Raw genomic sequence first — 21,548 nt, 5'->3', positions numbered from 1 at the left:
GTCTCAGCCCTCCACCAGTGCCGCCGCCGCCTCCTCGTCGGTGAGCTCGTCGATCTCGGCGGCCAGCCTCGCCTCCACGGCCTCGGCCAGCCCGCGCACGGTCCTGGTCGTGAACAGGGTGTTGAGCGGCAGCTCGATCCCCACCTCCGAGCAGATCCGCGCCACCACCTTGGTGCCGAGCATCGAGTGCCCGCCCAGGTCGAAGAAGTCCTCGTCGACGCCGAACCCGCCCCGGCGCAGCACCTCGGCCCAGATCTCGTGCACCAGCTCCTGCGCGGCCGTCTCGGGCTCGGCCAGGCTCCCGGCCCCGGGTACGGCGTCGGCGTGCGGGGCGGGCAGCGCGGCCCGGTCCAGCTTGCCGTTCGGCAGCCTGGGGAAGTCGTCGACCGCCACGTACAGGCTCGGCGTCATGGTGGGCGGCAGCCGTTCGCGCAGGAAGGCGCCCAGCTCGGCCACCGGGGCGCCGCGTTCGACATACGCCACCAGGGCCCGGCCGCCCGGCGCGTCGTCCCTGACGGCCGCGACCACCCTGCCCACGCCGGGATGCGCCGAGAGTGCGGCCTCGACCTCGCCGAGCTCGATGCGTACCCCGCGCAGCTTGACCTGGCCGTCGTCGCGGCCGACGAACTCGATGGTGCCGTCGGGCGAGCGCCTGACCAGGTCGCCCGTGCGGTAGAGGCGGGCGCCGCGCGGCCCGAACGGGTCCGGCGGGAAGCGGTCGGCCGTGCCGCCCGGCCTGCGGTGGTAGCCGCGTGCCAGGCCGTCGCCGCCGAGGTAGAGCTCGCCCACCACGCCGGGCGGCACCGGCTCCATCGTCTCCGACAGCACGTAGGCCGTGGTGTTGGCCACCGGCGAGCCGATCGAGATCGTCCGCGACCCGGCGGGCACGCGGTGCGTCAGCGACCAGATCGTCGTCTCGGTCGGGCCGTACATGTTGTGCAGCTCGCCCGTCACCTCGTGCACGCGTGCCGCCAGCCTGGCCGCGAGCGGCTCGCCCCCGCTGAACACCCGGGGCAGGCCGACCGGCAGCTCCCCCGCGATCTCCTCCAGCACCGAAGGCGGCGCCTGCACGGTCGTCACGTTCGCCGAGGCGACCAGCTCACCCAGCCCGCCCGTCCCGTACGGCGGCGCCACGACCACGCAGCCACCCGCGAGCAGCGGGCCGAACAGCTCAAGGGCGGCGATGTCGAACGAGAGCGGCGTGAGCAGCAGCATGCGCTCGCCCGCCTCGAAGCCGAGGCCGTGCACCAGGTTCACCACGCCCCGGTGCGCCACCATCACACCCTTGGGCACGCCGGTCGAGCCCGAGGTGTAGATGAGATAGGCCAGGTCGTCGATCCCGACGGCGGGCAGCGGCTCCTGGGGCGCCTGCGGCAGCGGCCGGTCGACGCGCAGCACCGGCACGCCTTCGACCAGCTCGGCGGTCGAGGCGGCGGTCAGTGCGAGCACCGCGCCCGAGTCCTCCAGCATGAACGCCAGCCGCCCCGCCGGATACCGCGGATCGAGGGGCACGTAACACCCGCCCGCCAGCAGCACCGCCAGCAGCGAGACCACCAGATCGGCGCCGGGCGGCAGGCACACCGCGACCGGCGACTCCCGCCCGACCCCGCGCGCACGCAGCACCGACGCCAGCGGCACGGCACGCTCCAGCAGCCCGGCGTAGCTCAGCTCGACGCCTTCGGCCAGGACGGCGGGCGCGTCGGGCGTCAGCTTGGCCCGTTCGGCGATCAGGTCGTGCAGCGCACGCGCCGGGTAGGGCGTGCGCGGCCCGTGCCAGGAGGCGATGACCCGCTCGCGCTCGGCCTCGGCCAGCAGCGGCAGCCCGGACAGCGGCAGGGCCGGGTCGGCGGTCGCGGCGTCGAGCACGGCCAGGAAGCCGTCGCCGAACGCGGCGATCGTGGCGGCGTCGAACAGGTCGGTGCTGTACTCGATCCAGGCGCTCATCTCGCCCTGCGGGTTCTGCACCTCCAGGGTGAGGTCGGTCTTGGCGGTGCCGGTGCCGTACTGTCCCCTGCCGTCGACGGGCAGCAGGTTGAAGGCGACCTGGTAGAGCGGCGTGCGGGCCGGGTCGCGCGGCGGGCGCAGCTCCTCCACCAGCCGGGCGAACGGCACCTCCTGGTGGTCCAGCGCCTCCAGCACCGTCCGGCGAACCCGCTCCAGCACCTCGCCGAACGACGGGTCGCCGCCCAGGTCGGCGCGCAGCGGCAGGGTGTTGACGAACATGCCGACGAGCGGGTTCAGGTCGGGCAGGTCGCGCCCGGCGACCGGCGTGCCGATCACCACGTCGGTGCGCCCGCTCCACCTGGCCAGCAGCGCGGCGAACGCGGCCAGCAGCACCATGTACGGCGTCGCCCCCGCCTTGGCCGCGAGCTCGGCCACCCGCCGCGCCAGCTCCTTCGGCACGCCGAACTCGTGGTGTGCCCCGGCGTAGGACAGCTCGGCCGGGCGCGGCCGGTCGGCGGGCAGCTCCAGCGGCACACTTCCCGCCATGCGCTCGCGCCAGTAGGCGACGTCGGCGTCCAGCGTGCCGTCGCCGAGCCGCTGGCGCTGCCACACGGCGTAGTCGGCGTACTGCACGGGCAGCTCGTCGAAGGCGGGCAGCCCGCCCCCGGCCAGCGCCGCGCAGGCGTCGGCGAGTTCGGAGCCGAAGATGTCGGCCGACCAGGCGTCGAACACCGTGTGATGGACGACGTAGATCATCCGCCACTCGCCCTCGCCCAGCCGGACCAGCCTGGCCCGCCACAGCGGCGCCGTGCCGAGCGGGAACGGCGCGGCGGCGTCGGCCTTCATCAGCCTGGCCAGCTCGGCCTCGCGCCCGGCCGGATCCAGCCCGGACAGGTCGTCGTGCTCGACCACGACGGGCACCTCGGCGGCGATCACCTGGACGACCTCGTCGCCGCGCAGCTCGAAACGGGTACGCAGCGGCTCGTGGCGCGCCACCACCAGGCGCAGCGCCCGCGCGAGCAGGTCGGGGCCGGGGTTCTCGATCCGATCGAGCGCCCAGATCCCGGCGATGTTGTACAGCGGCAGGCCCGGCTGCAGCTCGGTGAGGAACCAGATGCGTTCCTGGGCGTAGGAGGCGGGGAAGACATCCTCGATCACGGGGTGGGCACGTCCTTCCTCACACGGTCTCCGTCAGGGCTGCGCGAATCTCCTCGGTGATCGGTTCGAGGGCGGTGACCTCGCCGATCGTCGCCAGCCAGTGCCATTGGTCGAGCGCGTGGTAGAGCCGGTAGCAGGCCAGGCGCCGCGCCCAGTCGCCGGGCAGGTCGCCGTACCCGGCCAGCAGGGCCTCGCGGCGGCGCGTGTCGCCGCGCACGGCGAAGTAGTCGGTGCGGGCCAGGTCCATCAGGGGGTCGCCGCCGAGCGCGTTCTCCACGTCGATGACGCCGGTCAGTTCCCAGCGGCCCTGCCTGTGCTCGACCATGACGTTGCGCTCGTGGAAGTCGTGGTGCAACAGCACGGGCTCGGTGCAGCGGCCGAGCAGGTGGCGGTCGGCCGCCGCCCTGGCCACCAGGCGGGCGTGCAGATCGGCGTCGCCGCCGAACTCGGCGAACTGCGCGATCTTCAGATCGAGCTGGCCGCCCAGGTAGGCCTCGTTCGTCGGCTCCTGCGGGCCGTCGATCGGGCCGAACGCGCTCACCCGCACGCCGTGGATCCTGCGCAGCAGCCGTCCCATCTCCAGGTACAGCCGCTCGACGTCGGCCTCGCCGAGCCCGGCCGAGACCTGCGAGAGCGGGCGGCCCGGGATCTTCGTCATGATCAGGAAGGCCTGCGGCAGGTCGCGTTTGGCGTCGTCGGCGCGTACCACCGATGGCGCCTGCGCACCGCTGCCGGCCAGCAGGTCGTAGACGTGGGCCTCCTTGCGCATGCGGGCGGTGAACAGGTCCGGGTACAGCTTGACGATCAGCTCGCGGTCCTCGGTCGCCACCTCGTACACGGCGCTGATCTCGCCGCCTGTGCGCAGCACCACGCCGCCGACCGGCTCGCCGAGCAGTTCGGCGGCCTTGTCGCGGCTCAGCGGCATCGTCAGCGCCTTGGCGAACGCCGGGGCGGTCCAGGCCAGGCTGACCGTGTTGCCCGCCTTGGCGCGCAGCGCCTGCGCCCCGACCAGGTCGTCGGGCTCGGCCTCGGGCACCTCCTCGTCGAACCTGGCCAGCAGCGGGATCCGCATCGACACCAGCACGTGTACGGCGATGCCCACGCCCAGCAGGACGTACATGAAGGCGATGCCCCTGCCCGGGCCCACGCCGATCACCGCGCCGACCGTCGGGGCGAGCGCGCCGCCGGGGGCCAGCAGCGGCTCCAGCAGGCGTTCGCCGAGCGGCGCGACGACGGCCATGCCGATCGGCAGCGTCGACCAGGAGATCATCTGGTTGAGCGCCATGACCCGGCCGTGGAAGCGCTGCGGCACCTTCACATGGATGATCGTCATGAACACGCCGTTGACGATCGACAGGCTGCACCACAGGCCGAACGCGCCGATCCCGACGACGAGCGGCGAGGCGTGCAGGCCGGTGACGACGGCGAACACACTGAGCAGCAGGGTGCCGAGCAGCACCGCCCGCATGCGGCGCCGTCTCGGCCCGCCCCACAGCGCCACGACGAGACCGCCCACCGTCGCGCCGAGCCCGCCGACGAACGAGATGCGCCCGGCGGTGCCGAGGTCGGCGAAGGACAGCACCAGCGGCGAGATCGACAGCAGCACCGCGGCCAGCATGACGTTCAGCACCGCGAAGTAGATCAGCGCGGCCCGCAGATGCCGGTTGCCCAGCGACATCCGGAACCCGCCCGCGATCTCGGCGGCCAGCGACTCCCTGCGCTCGTGCGCCATCGTGGCGGGGAAGCGGATGAGCGCCAGCACGCCGAGCACGACCACGAAGCTGACCACGTCGACGACCAGGATGCCGCCGAGCCCGATGCCCGACAGCAGCGCGACCGCCAGCAGCGGCGCGACGAACTGCGAGGTGCCCATCAGCATCTGCACGACACCGGCCGCGTGCCCCAGGTACTGCTTGGGCACCAGCTGCGGCAGCGCCGAGGTGAAGCCGAGCCGCTGGAAGATGAGCGCGACCGACAGGGCGGCCGTGAGCGGGTAGATGTGCCACAGCTCCAGCGCGCCCGTCCACAGCAGCACGCCGAGCAGCAGTTGCACACCACCGGCCAGGCAGTTGCCGAGCAGCATCATCGCGCGCCTGCTGGAGCGGTCGACGATCGCGCCGATCAGCGGCGCCGCCAGCACACCCGGCATGATCGCCAGGGCGACCAGCAGGGCGAAGTTCACCAGTGAGCCCGTGGTCGTGTAGACCCAGATCGGGATGGCGAAGTCGGTGACCGCCGTGCCGACCATGGAGACGAGCTGGGCGGCCGAGACGCCGAGGAAGCGCCGCATGCTGGGCGCGGGCGCCTCCCGCACGGCGCTCTTCGGCGGGTCCCCCGCCTTGGAGGTCTCCTCGATCCACCAGCCCGCAGCCTCGCCGCGCGCGCTCCTGCCGAGGTCGTCGGCGGCGTCGTAGCCCATGGCGATGTGGGTGTTGGTCAGGATCTGGGCCAGGTCGTCGGCGCGGTACTTCAGGAAGTAGTGCCCGGCCTCGTCCAGTACGACCAGCGCGGTGCGCGGCGAGAGGAAGTGCCACTCACGGTAGCGCTCCCGGTAGTAGTCGGTCGCGGGGTCCTGCTCGCCGACGACCGCGATCACCGGGGCGCGCAGCGGGTCGACCCGCTCGGCCAGCAGCCGGGTGAAGCTCTCCTCCGCGATCAGCGTGTCCCGGCGCTGGTTGCGGACCATGAACCTGACCTGCTCCTCGTCCAGGCCGGAGATGTCGTTGCCCATCGACTTCATCCGGTTCTCGTACGCCCGGTCGCCGCGCAGCCTGTCCAGTCTGGTCAGCTTGCCGAGCGGTCCCGCGATACGGCCCTGCGGCCTGGCGAAGGGGAAGATGGCGCCGATGTAGACGGCTTCCAGGTCACGGCCTTCGGCCTCCAGCCGCCTGGCCACCTCGACGGTGACCGCGCCGCCGATGCCGCAGTGCCCGTAGAGCGCGATCGGCCCGGTGATGCCGTCGAGGATCTCGCGCACACACAGGTCGATCACCTCCTCCAAGGGCAGCACCGGCTCCTCGGGGCGGCCGGGGTCGTGGCCTGGGAAGGCCATCGAGTACAGCGCGCACTCCTCGGGCAGGGCGTCGGCGAGCGGCTGGTAGACCAGGGCGCTGCCGCCGCCGTACGGGATGCACACGAAGGTGAGGGCGGGGGCGGTACGCGACCTGGTCAGCTCGTAGAGCAGTTCGCGGCGCTCGCCGTGCGCGGGCGCCGGGCCTTCGACGAGTGCGGCCAGTGCGGCGACCGTGGAGTGCTTGAACAGGTCCATGACGCCGATCGCCCGGCCTTCGACGTGCGGCAGTGCCGTGCGCAGCCTGGCGACGACCTGGATGGCGACGAGCGAGTGGCCGCCGAGCTCGAAGAAGTCGTCGCCCGCCCTGACCTCGGGCACGTCGAGCAGTTCGCGCCAGATCTCGGCGATGGCGCGCTCGGCCGGGGTGGCGGGCGCCTCGCCCTTGCCGCCCGCGCCTTCGCCGGGCCGGGGAGGCGCGGGCAGGGCGGCGCGGTCGGCCTTGCCGTTGGGGCTGAGCGGCATGGCGTCCAGGAGGACGAACGCGGAGGGCACCATGTGGTCGGGCAGCAGCGTCTTCAGCGCGGCGCGCAGCTCCCCGTCCTGGACCCGATCCTGGACGCCGTCCTGGCCGGGCACGACATAGGCGACCAGGCGGGTGTCGCCGTCCTTGACGGCCACCACCAGGGCCTCGCGCACGCCGGGCTGTTCGCGCAGGACGGCCTCGATCTCGCCGAGCTCGACGCGCTGGCCGCGGATCTTGATCTGGTGGTCGACGCGGCCGAGGAAGTCGAGTGCGCCGTCGCGGCGCAGCCGTACCAGGTCGCCGGTGCGGTAGAGGCGGGCGCCCGTCGTGGAGAAGGGGTCGGGGACGAAGCGTTCGGCCGTCAGGGCCGGGCGCGCGTGGTAGCCGAGGGCCAGCTGCACGCCGCCGATGTGCAGCTCGCCGGGCACGCCGTAGGGCACGGGGTTCAGGGCGTCGTCGAGCACGTACAGGGAGGTGTTCTGCACGGGCACGCCGATCGGCACGCGTTCGTCGCCCGGCACGCAGTGCCATCGGGTGACGTCGACGGCGGCCTCGGTGGGGCCGTACAGGTTGTGCAGTTCGACGGTGGGCAGGCGCTGGAAGAAGCGGGCGGCGATCGTCGGGGTGAGCTCCTCGCCGCTGCACACGACGCGGCGCAGGGACGCGGCGCACGCCTCGACGCCCTCCTCCTCCAGGAAGGCGGCCAGCATCGAGGGCACGAAGTGCATCGTGGTGACACGGCCGCCGACGATCAGGTCGCGCAGGTAGGCGGTGTCGCGGTGGCCGCCCGGCGTGGCCAGCACCAGCCGTGCCCCGGTGATCAGCGGCCAGAAGAACTCCCACACCGAGACGTCGAACCCGGCGGGCGTCTTCTGCATGACGACGTCGGCCTCGGTCAGGCCGTAGGCGCGCTGCATCCAGTCCAGGCGGTTGCCGATCCCGGCATGCGTGTTCGGCACGCCCTTGGGACGGCCGGTCGAGCCCGAGGTGTAGATCAGGTACGCCGGGTCGGCCGGGGTCGCGGTGTGCGGCGGCGGGCCTTCGGGCAGGTCGCCGAGGTCGTCCTCCATGACCAGCACCGGCACGCCGGTCTCCGGCAGGGCCTCGCGCAGCGCCCGCTGCACCAGCAGGACGGCGGCCCCGGCGTCACGCAGCATGAAGTCGAGCCGGTCGGCGGGGTAGTCGGGGTCGAGCGGCACGTAGGCGGCCCCGGCCCTGACCACGCCGAGCAGGCTCACCACCAGCTCGGCCGAGCGCTCGGCGCACACGGCGACCCGCGTGCCCGGCCCGGCGCCGAGGGCGCGCAGCCGGTGCGCCAGGCGATTGGCCCTGCGCTCCAGCTCGGCGTACGTGGTCGGCTCGTCTTCGAACACGAGGGCCACGGCGTCCGGGGTCCGCGCGGCCTGCTCCTCGAACAGCTCGCCGAGCGTGGCCTCGTGCCGGTAGGCGGCGCGCGGGCCCTCGGCGTGGGCCAGGATGCGCTCGCGCTCGCCGGCGCTCAGCATCGGCAGCTCGTACACCCGGGCGTCCGGGTCGGCGACGGCGGCGCGCAGCAGCGTCTCGAAGTGCGCGGCGAGTGCGGCGACGCTCTCCTTGGCCAGCAGGTCGCGGTTGAAGACGAACATCGCCTCGATGCCGTCGTGCCGCTCGGTGAGGAAGAGCTCCAGCTCGAAGCGCGCGGCCCTGGCCTCCAGCTCGAACGGCTCGGCGAGCAGGCCCGGCCAGCCGTCCTGGCCGCCTTCGGCGTAGCTCTGCAGGGTCAGCACGGTCTGGAAGACGGGCGTGCGCGAGACGTCGCGCACGACGCCGAGCTCGCCGACGAGCTGCTCGAACGGCAGCTCCTGGTGCTCGTAGGCGGCCAGCGCCGAGCTCCTGACCCGGGCGACGAGCTCGGCGACGGTGGGGTCGCCGTCCAGGTCGGCGCGCATGGCCAGGACGTTGACGAACAGGCCGACGAGCGGTTCGAGCTCGCTGCGCGCCCGGCCGCCGACCGGCGAGCCGACGGCGAAGTCGCGCTGGCCGCAGGTCCGGCTCAGCAGGACCTGGTAGAGGGCCAGCAGCGTCATGTAGAGCGTGGCGTCGTGCGCTCTGGCCAGGGCGCCCAGCCCGGCGAGCAGGTCGGGGCCGAGCCTGAAGGCGTGCGCGTCGCCCGCGAACGTCGGTTCGGCGCCGCGCCTGCCGTCCAGCGGCAGGTCGAGCGGCGCCACCCCGGCCAGGCGTTCGCGCCAGTAGGTCAGATCGGCCGCACGGGCCGGGCGCTCGCGCTGCCACAGCGCGTAGTCGGCGTACTGCACGGCGAGTTCGGGCGGGTTCTCGCCCGCGTACAGGGCGCGCAGCTCGCCCGCGAGGATCTCCATGGACCAGCCGTCGGCCACGATGTGGTGCACGGTGACGAGCAGCACGTGATCGTCCGTGGCCTCGCCCAGGCCCACCAGCACGGCTCTGACCAGCGGCTCGGCCGCGATGTCGAACGGCCTGGCCAGCTCGGCGCTGAGCAGGTCGCTCGCCTCGGCCTCGCCCGCGGCCCGCAGCACGCGCATCTCGACGCCGTCGAGGTCGGCCGTCACGGTGAGCGGCCTGCCGTCCTGGTCGGCCGGGTACCTGGTGCGCAGGACCTCGTGCCTGGCCATGACCGCGTCGAGCGCGAGCTGCAGTCTGCCGTGGTCGAGCGGGCCGCGCAGGCGCAGGACGAGCGGGATCGTGTAGGCGCCGGTCCCGGGCGCGAACTGCTCCATGAACCACAGCCGCTCCTGGGCGAACGACAGCGGCACCTCGGCGCCGGGGGCGCGGCGCGGTATACCGGTCGGTCCGCCTGCCTTACGGCGTCGCAGGCGCTGTTCGAGCAGGGCTCGCTTGGGGTCGGAAAGCTGAGTGTCGCTCGAGGACAGCCCCGGCGAGGAGGTCACACCAGTCTCACTTTCTGTGGGGGACGGCGCAGCCTGTTTAGTTGAATTGCGTAGTTCATACGCGTTCAACCGTCGTTCTGATGGATGAAGTCATTCATACATATTCGTCCGGTCAGAGTCGAGGCATGGCGACACATCGCCAAAAAACGTTTCCCGTACGACGATGGCCACAAAGCTGCCACTCCGGACCGTCGCAGATGGCAGGCATCAGTCGACAAAGGGGCATCGAACGCCGCTTTGGGGAAGGTTCTTACCATGCTTCACGAAGGCCCGTAAAGATGGTTGACGTCGTCGAGTGTCACTGGTTATAAGGACATATCGCATTTTCGATGACCGGTCGGTGAACGGGCAGGCGCCATAGATCCGACCTTTCCCCCTGGGCTGTGAACCTCCAGAGGAGCACCTTGAGTATGGCGATCGAGCACCTCTCGATCCGACTACCGCACCACTCCCCCACCCCCGTCTCGCTGTTCTGCCTGCCGTTCGCGGGGGGCGCCGCGAGCGCCTACCGGGAGCTGAGACTGGCCGCCGATGGCGCGTTCCAGCTGCACGCGGTCCAGCTGCCCGGCCGGGAGGAGCGGGTCGGCGAGCCACCCGAGTTCGGCATATCGGCCATCGCCGACGAGATCGCGGACCGTATCGAAGGGCCGTACTCGATCTACGGTCACAGCATGGGGGCGCGGCTGGGGTTCGAGGTCGCCAGGGAGCTGCGGCGGCGGGGGCTCGCGCCGCCCGAGCGGCTGTACGTGGGCGGGGCCCATCCGCCCGACCGCAGGGTGCCGCTCGCGGCCGCGGCCGGGCTGGCCGACGACGCGTTCGTCGAGCAGCTGATCAGGAGGGCGGGCGCCCAGCCCGAACTGCGTGACCTGCCGGAGCTCAGGGAGTTGCTGCTGCCCGTGCTGCGGGCCGACTTCACCTGGATCCGCGACTACCGCCACACCCCGGAGGCGCCGCTCGGCGTGCCGATCGTGGCGTTCGCCGGGCTCGATGACCTCGAGGTCGGCGCGGCCGACATGGCCGGGTGGGCCAGGCACACGAGCGCGGGGTTCGCCCTGCGCACGGTCGAGGGCGGGCACTTCTTCCTCAGGCAGAGCGCACGCGACCTGGCCGCGCTGCTCGCCGAGGACACCGGGGCGGGCCTGGGCCGTACGGCCGATCGTGAGGTGCGGGTGCGGTTCGAGCCGGGTGCGATGAGCGCCACCGCGCAGGGCGGCGGCGTCGCCGTACGCGGTGTGGGGCCGCTCGGGGCCGACCGTGAGCTGCTCGGGGAGGGCGAGCTCGAATGGATCGGGTCGGCCGCCGAGGAGGAGCGCGAGTGGCTCGGCGCGCGGGCCGCCGCCGCCAAGCGGGCGCTGGCCTCGGCGACGGGCCTCGATCCGCGTGACTTCGACTTCCCCGATCTCGCCGCCCGCGAGGAATGGCGGCCCTCGTTCGACGGCTGGCGCGTGCTGCTGCTGTCGCTTCCCACTCCCGAAGGTGAGGCCGTGATGGCCGTGGCCGCCGACGACGAGCACCCGCTGCTGCGGCTCGACGTCCCCGCTGGGCGCACGCGATGAGCGCGCCCGTCTTCCCGGCCTCCGTGCCCGGCCTGCTGCACGGGCTCGTACTGGAGCAGGCCGCGCGCACGCCGGACGCGCTCGCGGTCAGGCAGTGGCAGGCGCGGCTGACCTACCGCGAGCTGACCGGCGCCGCCGGCGCCCTGGCCGTACGGCTGCGCGCCTCCGGCGTGGGGCCCGGGACGAGGGTCGGCGTGTGCGCCCGGCGCACGCCCGATCTGCTGGTCGCGGCGCTCGGCGTGATGATCGCGGGCGGCGCGTACGTGCCGCTGGATCCCGGCCATCCCGAGGCGCGATTACGCGACGTGCTGGAGGACGCGGGCATCGGGCTGGTGGTGGCCGACACCGAGGGGGCGGACCTGCTCGCCTTCGCGGGGGTGGAACTGCTCGGGCCTCGGGACGAGCCGGGCGTGGAGCTGTCCGGGCCTCGGGACGGACAGGTCGGGCCCGAGGCCGAACCGGGCGTGGACCCGCTCGATGTGCGATGGTCGCGGGTCGAGGCGGGACATGCCGCCTATGTGCTCTACACCTCGGGGTCGACGGGCAGGCCCAAGGGGGTCGTGGTCTCGCACCGGGCCGCCGTCGCGTTCGTCCGGATGGCGGGCGGCGGCTTCGACCTCGGGGCCGGGTGCCGCAGCATCGGGTTCGCCGCCCTGGGGTTCGACGTCTCGGTGCTCGACGTGTTCGCACCGCTCGCGCACGGCGGTGCGGTGATGTTCGCACCGGACGGCGACCGCGTCGACCCGGCCCGCCTGCAACGCTTCCTCGAAGCGCACGAGGTCACCTGGGGCACCATCCCGCCCGCCCTGCTCCCCCTGCTCGACCCGGACCGCCTGCCCACCCTGCGCGACGTCCTCACCGCGGGCGAACCCGCCGGACCCGAGCAGGTCCAGCGCTGGTCACGCCCGGGCGCCAGACGCTTCCACAACTGGTACGGCCCCACCGAGACGACCGTGTGCGTGGTCGGCACCGAACTGTCCGGCTCCTGGGAGCGACCGCTCCCCATCGGCCACGCCCTGCCGGGCAGCACCGCCCGCGTGCTGGACGACTCCCTCGACCCCTGCCCTCCGGGTACGGCAGGCGAGCTGTGCATCGGCGGCGCGCAACTCGCCACGGGCTACCTCGGCAGGCCCGCGCTCACGGCCGAGCGGTTCGTGCCCGACCCCGAAGGCCCGCCCGGCTCCCGGATGTATCGCACCGGCGACAAGGTGGCGCTCGACGCCGAAGGGCGCATCGCCTTCATCGGCAGGCTCGACCGGCAGGTCAAGGTACAGGGCCAGCGTGTGGAGATGGGCGAGGTCGAGGCCGTGCTGCGCGCCCATCCGGGCGTCGGCCAGGCCGTGGCCGACCTGCGCGAAGGGCCCGACGGCCGCAAGGAGCTCACCGCCTACCTCACCCCGGCAGACGCGCCTGACCTGGCGGAGGTCAGGGCGCACTGCCTGCGACGGCTGCCCGCGTACATGACGCCGACCGCGCTCGTCCGGCTGCCCGTGCTGCCGCTGACCGTGGCAGGCAAGGTGGACATGGCCGCGCTCGCCGCCGAGCCCGCCCGCACCGGCGAGGCCGCCGGCGCGGTCCACGCGCCCCGCACCGAGGCCGAGCGGGCCGTCGCAGAGGCGTGGGCTTCGGTCTTCGGCACCGAGCCGCCCGGCCACGACGCCGACTTCTACGCATGCGGCGGGCACTCGCTGCTGGCCATGCGCCTGGTCGCCGCCCTGCGCTCGGCCCTGCGCAAGGACGTCGCGGTCGAGGACGTGCTCATCGGCAGGACGGTGGCGGGACTGGCCCTGCGGGTCGAGGACGCCGCGCCCGAGCAGGACCTGCCGGTAAACGTTCCCGCCGTGCTGAGCGCCACCCAGCGGCGCATGTGGTTCGTCGAACGTCTCGCGCCCGGCACCCCGGTGCACAACATCGCCATGGCGCAGCGGCTGCGCGGGGGGCTGGACCTGGACGCCCTGCGGGGGGCGCTGCGCGTGGTCGCCGAGCGGCACGAGGTGCTGCGCTGGAGGGTGCGCGACGAGGGCGGCGTGCCGCAGGTGCTCGTCGATCCGCCGGGCGAGGTGGCGCTGCCCGTGCTCGACGACCCGGACGCCGATGTGGACGCCTGGCTCGGGGCCGAGGCGGCCGTGCCGTTCGACCTGGCGGGCGGGCCGCTGTGGCGTGCGGCGCTGCTGCGCCTGGGCGAGGACGACCACGTGCTGGCGATCACCGCGCATCACATCGTGTTCGACGGCTGGTCGCAGCAGGTGCTCTACGACGACCTCTCGCTCGCCTACCGGGGGCGGGCCCTCGCCGGGCAGGCCACGACGTTCGCCGCCTACGCCTCGTGGCTGGCGGACAGGCAGGACGACGACTGGTGGGCCGCCGCGCTCGACGGCGTCCCGCCGGTGCTCGACCTGCCGCGCGACCTGCCGAGGCCGCCGGTGCAGACGTTCGACGGCGCGGCGGCGCATGCCGAGACCGGCGCCTCGACCGGCGCGGCCGTACGGGCGCTGGCCGCCAGGCTCGGGGCGACGCCGTACTCGGTCATGCTGGCGGCGTTCGCGCAGGTGGTGTCCAGGCTGACCGGGGCCGGCGACCTGGTGATCGGCGCTCCGGTCGCCGACCGCAGGCTGCCCGCGTTCGCGCCGCTGGTCGGCTGTCTGGTGCAGGTCGTGCCGCTGCGGCTGCGGGTGTCGGGCGAGGAGTCGTTCGAGGCGCAGGTCGTGCGGTGCGGGCAGACGCTCGCCGATGCGATGACCCATCTGGACGTGCGTCTCGAACGCGTCGTCGACCGGCTCAGCTCCGCCCGCGACCTGTCGCGCAATCCGCTCGTCCAGGTGCTGTTCAACATGTACGACTTCACCGAGCCGCGTCTCGACCTGCCCGGACTCCGCGCCGAGCCGATGACGCCCGGACTGCCCGGGTCGCTGTTCGACCTCACCCTGTACGTCGGGGAGCGGGAGGGGCGTTACGTCCTTCAGGCCGTCTACAACCCTCGGCTGTATCGGGCCGAGCGGGTGCGGGCGCTGCTGGCGGGCTACCTGGCCGTGCTCGACCGGCTGACCGGCGATCCGGCCGCGCCCGCCGGGCTCGCCCCGATGCGGCCCGAGGCCGGGATGCGGGAGGCGCCTGACGCCGCCTGGGACGGGGACGGGCTGGTCGAACGGGTGCTCGCCAGGGCCGCGGAGCATCCGGAGCGCGTCGCGATCACCGGTGCGGGCGGCACGCTGACCTACGGCGAGGTGGCCGCACTCGCCCTGGAGACCGCGCGCGGCCTCGCCGCCGACGACGACATGAGCGTCGGGGTGCTGGCCGCACGGCGCTGCGAACTGCCCGCCTTGCTGCTCGGCGTGCTGGCCTCGGGGGCGCGGTGGGCGGTGCTCGATCCGGCGCTGCCCGGCGCCAAGCTCGCCGCCCAGGCCTCGGCCGTACGGGCACGTGCGCTGCTCGCCTGTCCGGGCGTCGGCACGCCCGCCGAGCTCGCCCACCTGCCGCGGGCGGGCGCGGGCGGCGGCCCCGTCCCCGTGCCCGCCGACCGGCGGGGCTACCTCTCCTTCACCTCCGGCACGACCGGCGACCCCAAACCGGTGCGTACCGGTGAACTTCCGCTGGCCCGATTCCTCGACTGGTACCCCAGGGCGTTCGGGCTCACGGCGGACGACAGATTCGCGCTGCTGGCGGGGCTGGCGCACGACCCGCTGCTGCGGGACGCGTTCGTGCCGCTCGTGCTCGGCGCGAGGCTGCACGTGCCCGAGCAGGAGGCCGTGCGCGACCCGGGCATGCTGGCACGCTGGCTGCGCGATCAGGAGATCACCGTCGCCCACCTCACCCCGCAGCTGGCCCTGCTCGTCGCCGCGGCGGGTGTCGTGCTGCCCGCCCTGCGCCTGGTGGTGCTCGGCGGCGACCGGCTCGGCTGGGCCGACCTGGCCAGGATCCGCGTCCTCGCGCCGTCGGCCAGGCTCGTCAACGGGTACGGCACCACCGAGACGCCCCAGCTGCAGGCCCTGTACGAGCCGGGCGAGCGCACCGAAGGCGCGGACGCGGTGCCCGTCGGGCGCGGCGTCGAAGGGGCCGAGCTGCTCGTGCGCACGCGCTCGGGCCGCGAGGCCGCCGTGGGTGAGCTCGGCGAGGTGGTGGTCAGGGGCGAGCGGCTGGCCGACGGCTACCTCGACGACGCCCTCACGTCCGGCCGCTTCCTCACCGGCCCCGACGGCGTGCGCGGCTACCGCACCGGCGACCTGGGCCGCTACGACGCCCAGGGCGACGTGGTGCTCGCCGGGCGGGCCGACGGACAGGTCAAGGTACGCGGCCACCGGGTCGAGCTCGGCGAGATCGAACGCGCTCTCGCCGCCCACCCCCAGGTCAGAGCCGCCGCCGCGACACTCGCCGACCATCAGGGCGCCGCCGTGCTGCGTGCATACGCCGTGCCGTCGAGCGCGGCCACCCGCGCCGCCGACCTGCTGCGGCACCTGCGTGCCCAGCTGCCAGACGCCGCCGTGCCCGCCGAGGTCGTCCTGCTGCCCGCACTGCCGCTCACCGCCAACGGCAAGCTCGACCGTGCCGCACTGCCCGCGCCGCCGCCCAGGCCCGCGCCCGCCAGGACGGCGGACCCGGCGGGCCCCACCGAGCGCATCGTCGCCGGAATCTGGCGTGAGGTGCTCGGCCTGCCCAGGATCGCCCTGGACGAGAACTTCTTCGACATCGGCGGCCACTCCCTCGCCACCGCGCAGGTCCAGGCACGGCTGAGCGGACCGCTCGGCCGTGAGGTGCCGATCGTGGAGCTGTTCCGCCATCCCACAGTCCGCTCGCTCGCCGCCCATCTCGACGGCGCACGAGTAGCCCCAGGTTCCGACCGCGCCGCCCGGCGGATCGCCGCAAGCCGTGCCAGGAACGCTTCGCGCCGGCCTGACCAGGCCAGACAGGAGAACCAACGATGACAGGTCCCGAACACGACGACGAGCCATCGGTCGAACCGATCGCGGTCATCGGGCTCGCCTGCCGCCTGCCCGGGGCCGTGGACGTGCCGTCGTTCTGGCGCAACCTGGTGGGCGGCGTGGAGTCGGTGCGCTTCTACACCCGCGAGGAGCAGGCCGAGCTCGGCGTGCCCGACTACCTGCTCGACGACCCGAGTTTCGTCAGGGCCGCCTCCATCGCCGACGACTACGGCTCGCTCGACGCCGCCTTCTTCGGTATGTCGCCCCGTGAGACCGAGCTGCGCGACCCGCAGCAGCGCATGTTCCTCGAACTCGCGCACACCGCGCTGGAGGACGCCGGGTACGACCCCTCGCGCTACGCCGGTGACGTCGGCGTCTACGGCGCCATCGGCTCCGACGAGTACCAGTGGGTGTTCATCAGGCGCGACCGCAAGACGCACGCCTCGGTCGGCAACCTGGCCATCTACACCGGCAACCACCCCGACTACCTGGCCACGCTCGTCTCCTACAAGCTCGACCTGCGCGGCCCCAGCCTCACCCTGCACACCGCCTGCTCCTCCTCCCTCGTCGCGGTGCACGTGGCCTGCGAGGCGCTGCGCGCGGGCGAGTGCGACATGGCGCTGACCGGCGGCGTCTCCATCGAGATGCCGCCCGAGTGGGGCTACCAGTACAGCGAGGGCGGCATCTACGCGGCCGACGGGCACTGCCGTGCCTTCGACGCCGCGGCCAAGGGCACCATCTGGGGCGGCGGTGGCGGCGTCGCCACCCTCAAGCGCCTGTCGGACGCCATCGCCGACGGCGACCACATCAGGGCGGTCATCCGGGGCAACGCCATCAACAACGACGGCGCCTCCAAGGCCGGGTTCTCCGCGCCGAGCGCCGAGGGACAGGCCGTCGCGGTCGCCAACGCGCTCGCCGTCGCGGGCGTCGACCCGCGCACGGTGACCTATGTGGAGGCGCACGGCACCGGCACCTCGCTCGGCGACCCCATCGAGGTCAGCGCACTGTCGAGTGTGTTCAGCCGCGACACCACGGACGCGGGCTGGTGTGCGATCGGCTCGGTCAAGACGAACATCGGCCATCTCGGCCCGGCCGCGGGCATCGCCGGGTTGACCAAGACGGTGCTGTCGATCGAGAACGGCCTCATCCCGCCCTCGCTCAACTACGAGCGGCCCAATCCGCAGATCCCGTTCGGCGAGAACCCCTTCCACGTCGCCGCTTCGCTCACGCCGTGGAAGTCCAACGGCGTGCCGCGCCGCGCGGGCGTCAGCTCGTTCGGCATCGGCGGGACGAACGCGCACGTGGTGCTGGAGGAGGCGCCGCCGCTCGATCCGTTCGCGCGCGAGCACCGCGGGCACCACCTGCTGCGCCTGTCGGCCCGTACGCCGTCGGCGCTGGCCGCCATGGCGAGCAGGCTGGCCGACCGGCTCGCCGACGACGACCTGCACCTGGCCGACGTCGCCCACACGCTGGCCGTCGGGCGCAAGACGATGAAGCACAGGGCGGTCGTCGTCGCCGACAGCGCGGCCGACGCCGTGCGCGCGCTCGGCGACCCCAAGCGCCTGGTCAAGGGCAAGGCGGGCGCTCCCCGTGTGGCCTGGCTGTTCTCCGGCCAGGGCGCGCAGTACGCCGGGATGGGCGCCGAGCTGTACCGCACCGAGCGGGTGTTCGCCGACGCCGTCGACGAGTGCGCCGAGCTGCTGCGCCCCGAACTCGGCCTCGACCTGCGCGAACTGCTCTTCCCTTCGGCGCAGGACAAGGAGGCGGCCGACGAGCGCCTTCGCCGCACCGAGCTGACCCAGCCCGCGCTGTTCACGGTCGAGTACGCGCTGGCGGCGCTGTGGCGCTCGTGGGGCGTCGAGCCCGCCGCGATGATCGGCCACAGCATCGGCGAGTACGTCGCCGCCACCGTCGCGGGCGTCTTCGCCCTGCCCGACGCCCTGCGCCTGGTCGCGGCCAGAGGCAGGCTGATGCAGAGCGTGCCGACCGGCTCGATGCTGGCCGTACGCCTGGACGAGAGCGAGGTGCGGGGCGACCTGCCGGACGGGGTGTCGGTCGCGACCGTCAACGGGCCCGGCGCGTGCGTGGTCGCCGGGCCCTCCGACCTGGTCGAGGAGTACGCCGAGCGGCTGAAGGAGGCCGGTGTCGGGCGCACGCTGCTGCGCACCTCGCACGCCTTCCACTCGGCGATGATGGACCCGATCCTGGGCGAGTTCCACTGGGTCGTGGCCGCGACCGAGCGCCGCGCGCCCGTGCTGCCGTTCCTGTCCAATGTGAGCGGCACGTGGATCACCGCCGACGAGGCCGTCGACCCGGCGTACTGGGCCGGGCACCTGCGTGCGGCCGTGCGCTTCGGCGACTGCGTGGCGACGCTGGTGGCCGAGGGCGAGTGGACGATCGTCGAGTGCGGTCCCGGCCGTCAGCTCGCCGGGCTGGTCAGGCCGCAGCTGCCGCAGGGCGCCGCCGCCCCGCTGCCCAGCCTGCCAGGCCCGACCGATCCCGGCACCGACCTGAAGGTCATCTACAGTGCGGCCGGGGCGCTCTGGGCCTCGGGCGCGGCGCTGGACGACGACGCCTTCGGCGAGCCAGGACGCCGGGTGCCGCTGCCCACCTATCCGTTCGAGCGGGCCAGGCACTGGGTGCCGATCCTGGCCGATCCCGAGCTGATCTACCCAAGGCCGCCGAGGAGCGGGGCGCTGCCGATCGAGGAGTGGTCCAGCCTGCCGGTCTGGCGGCAGGCGCCGCTGTTCACCGCCGACGGCGGGGCCGCGCTCGCGGGTGCGCGCCTGCTGGTGTTCGCCGGGCCCGCCGCCGAGCCGCTGCTGACCGCGCTGCGTGCCGCGGGCGCCGACGTGCGCGCCGTCGTACGGGGCGAGGAGTACGGCCTCGCCGCGGACGGCACCGTCAGCGTGCGGCCCGGCTCGCGCGAGGACCACGAGCGGCTGCTGGCCGAGACCGGCGTCCCGGCCAGGATCGTGCACGCCTGGGCGCTCGACGGCGAACCCGCCGAAGGCGCCGAGCCGACATGGGCGGCCCAGGACGACGGCTTCTTCAGCCTGCTCGACCTCTACCAGGCGCTCGCCCAGGCCGACAGGGAGGGCGAGGTGCACCTCGACGTCCTCACCGAGGGCACCCAGCCGGTCCTCGGGCCGGACGTGCGCAGGCCCGAGCACGCCACCGTGACCGGCATCGCGAGCGTGCTCCCGCTGGAGGCGTCGTGGTTGTCGGTACGCCACCTCGACGTGCAGAACGCCTCGGCGGACGTGACCCGCGTCCTGGCCGAACTGGCCCGCGACCCGGCGCTGGACGCTCCCGCCGAAGGCACGCCGCCCTCGCCCGTGGTGTTCCGGTCCGGCCGCAGGTGGACGCGTGAGTACCAGGCGGTCGCCCTGCCCGGCGAGCACGGCGGCGCCGGATCGCTGCGTCAGGGCGGCGTGTACGTCATCACCGGCGGGCTCGGCGGCATCGGCCTGACGCTGGCCGAGGACATCGCGGCCAGGACGGCGGGCGCGCTGGTGCTGCTCGGCCGTACCGGGCTCCCGCCGAGGCAGGAGTGGCAGGCGCTGGCCGAGGGCGGCGACCGTACGGCCAGGGCGATCCAGGCGATCACGCGGATGGAGGCGGCCGGGGCCAAGGTGCTGGTCGCCGCCGCCGACGTGAGCGACGAGGCCGCACTGCGCGCAGTACGCGAGCAGGCGCTGGCCGCGTTCGGCCGCGTCGACGGCATCGTGCACGCGGCCGGGCTGCCCGGCGGCGGCATGGCCGAGGTGAAGGACAGGCAGGCGGCACGCGCCGTGATGGCGCCCAAGCTGGCGGGCACCCTGGCGCTGCGCGCGGCCTTCGGCGATCTCGACCTCGACTTCGTCGTGCTGTGCTCCTCGGTCACTGCGGTCGCGGGCGGCTTCGGCCAGGTCGACTACTGCGGGGCCAACGCCTTCCTCGACGCCTACGCCGCCACCTGGCCGGGGCGTGTGCTCTCGGTCAACTGGGGGGCGTGGCTGGAGGTCGGCATGGCGGCCGAGGTGGAGGCGCCCAAGGCCTTCCGCGCCCTGCAGCGCGGCGACCGGGTCACCGCGCTCGAGCACCCGCTGCTCACCCAGGCGCACGAGCAGGGCGGCGACAGGCTGGCCTGGTGCGGCGGCAGGCTCTCGCCCGCCACCCACTGGATCCTGGACGAGCACCGCGTGGCCGGTGTGCCCGTCATGCCCGGCACCGGGTACCTGGAGAGCGCGAGGGCCGCCTTCGCCGCCGTGGTGGCGAGCCCGGCCGACGGGCACGTCGTCGAACTGCGCGACGTCGCGTTCGTCGCTCCGCTGTCGGTCGCCCAGGAGGCGTCGGTCGAACTGCGGGTGCTGCTCACCGCCACGGCGGAGGGCGCCGACTTCGAGGTGGTCAGCGTCGTCGGCGGCGTCGCGCGCCCGCACGCCAGGGGCGCGGCGGCCTGGGTCCTGCCCTCGGGCGGCCAGGCCGAAAGCCTCGCCGAGGTACGCGCGCGCTGCGGCTACGGCTCGCGCGGCGGCGACATGTTCGCCTCCGCGTCGGGCCTGGTCACCTTCGGCCCGCGCTGGCGCAGCCTGCGCTCGGTCGCCCAGGGCCTCGGCGAGGAGCTCGCCCAGCTGGAGGCGGCCCCCGAGACCGCCGCCGAACTCGGCGCGTACGGCCTGCACCCGGCTCTGCTCGACGAGGCCACCGCCTTCGTCAGCGAGGCGGGCGAGCACAGCTACCTGCCGCTCGGCTACGGCAGGCTCACCGCGTACGCGCCGCTCCCGGCCAAGGTGTGGAGCCATGCCAGGCACCGCGACGGCGGCGAGGGCGGCGAGGTGATCGCCGTGGACATCACGCTCTACGACGAGGCCGGGTCCAGGCTCGTGGAGATCTCCGAGTTCGTGCTGCGCCGGGTGGACGGCACCGCCGTCGCCGCGGGCGTGGACGAGGGGGCGCGGGCCAGCGCCGATCAGCAGGAGGTGAGCGAGGAGTCGGCCGCGGCCGGTGTCGCGCTCGACGTCGAAGGCGCGAGAAGGGGCATCTCACCCGTGCTCGGCGCCGAGGCCTTCCGCCGCCTGCTCGGCGGTCAGGCCGGGGTCCAGGTCGTGGTCAACGCCACACCGCTGCCCGAGTTCGTCGCGGGCGTGCGCAAGCTGACCAAGGACAGCGTCGAGCAGGACCTCGAAGCCGCCGCCTCGGGTCACGGCGAGCAGGCCGACGACGACGCCGCCGGGCACGTGGCGCCGCGCAACGAGCTGGAGTCGACGCTCGCCGGGCTGTGGGGCGAGGTGCTCGGCACCAAGCGGGTCAGCGTCGAGGACGACTTCTTCGAGCTCGGCGGCAACTCACTGGTCGCGGTGCAGCTCATCGCGCTCATCCGCAAGAAGCTCGGCGTGCGGCTGCCGATGCGCAGCCTGTTCCAGGTGCCGACCGTCGTCGGGATGGGCGCGCTGGTCACCGAGCTGCGCGGCGGCGAGCAGGCACAGTCGAGCAAGGAAGAGGCCCCGGCGGGCATCACCCGCCAGCCCAGGCAGGCCAGGAGCTGAC

5 protein-coding genes are annotated in these 21,548 nt (G+C 73.8%); 3 read left to right on the top strand and 2 right to left on the bottom strand.

Going from position 1 to position 21,548, the window contains the following annotated elements:
• Positions 1 to 3: 3 nt before the first annotated feature.
• Together ACTWNK_RS18235 and ACTWNK_RS18230 are read right to left on the bottom strand one after the other, a co-directional pair.
• A complete protein-coding gene (locus ACTWNK_RS18235; protein ID WP_474305236.1) occupies positions 4 to 3,102 on the bottom strand; it encodes a non-ribosomal peptide synthetase in 3,099 nt (1,032 codons plus the stop codon).
• A 19-nt stretch (positions 3,103 to 3,121) separates the two neighbouring features.
• A complete protein-coding gene (locus tag ACTWNK_RS18230; RefSeq protein ID WP_474305234.1) occupies positions 3,122 to 9,544 on the bottom strand; it encodes an amino acid adenylation domain-containing protein in 6,423 nt (2,140 codons plus the stop codon).
• A 410-nt stretch (positions 9,545 to 9,954) separates the two neighbouring features.
• Here ACTWNK_RS18230 and ACTWNK_RS18225 point away from each other — a divergent pair, with 410 nt between their 5' ends.
• From ACTWNK_RS18225 to ACTWNK_RS18215, 3 genes are read left to right on the top strand one after another with little or no spacing between them, the layout of a single operon-like run.
• Positions 9,955 to 11,100 (top strand): thioesterase II family protein, encoded by a 1,146-nt coding sequence (locus ACTWNK_RS18225; protein ID WP_474305232.1) that lies wholly within the window; start codon positions 9,955 to 9,957, stop codon positions 11,098 to 11,100.
• Complete coding sequence (locus ACTWNK_RS18220) at positions 11,097 to 16,019, top strand: amino acid adenylation domain-containing protein (protein ID WP_474305230.1); 4,923 nt, start codon at positions 11,097 to 11,099, stop codon at positions 16,017 to 16,019. Before ACTWNK_RS18225 ends, ACTWNK_RS18220 begins: the two co-directional genes overlap by 4 nt.
• Entirely contained in the window at positions 16,016 to 21,547 is a 5,532-nt protein-coding gene (locus tag ACTWNK_RS18215) for a type I polyketide synthase (RefSeq protein WP_474305228.1), read from the top strand. The genes ACTWNK_RS18220 and ACTWNK_RS18215 overlap by 4 nt, the downstream gene beginning before the upstream one ends.
• Position 21,548 lies beyond the last annotated feature (1 nt).

This window comes from Nonomuraea sp. IBHARD001 (assembly GCF_056106265.1).
Note: the sequence above shows the minus strand (reverse complement) of the source record. Positions and strands in the feature narration are given on the sequence as shown.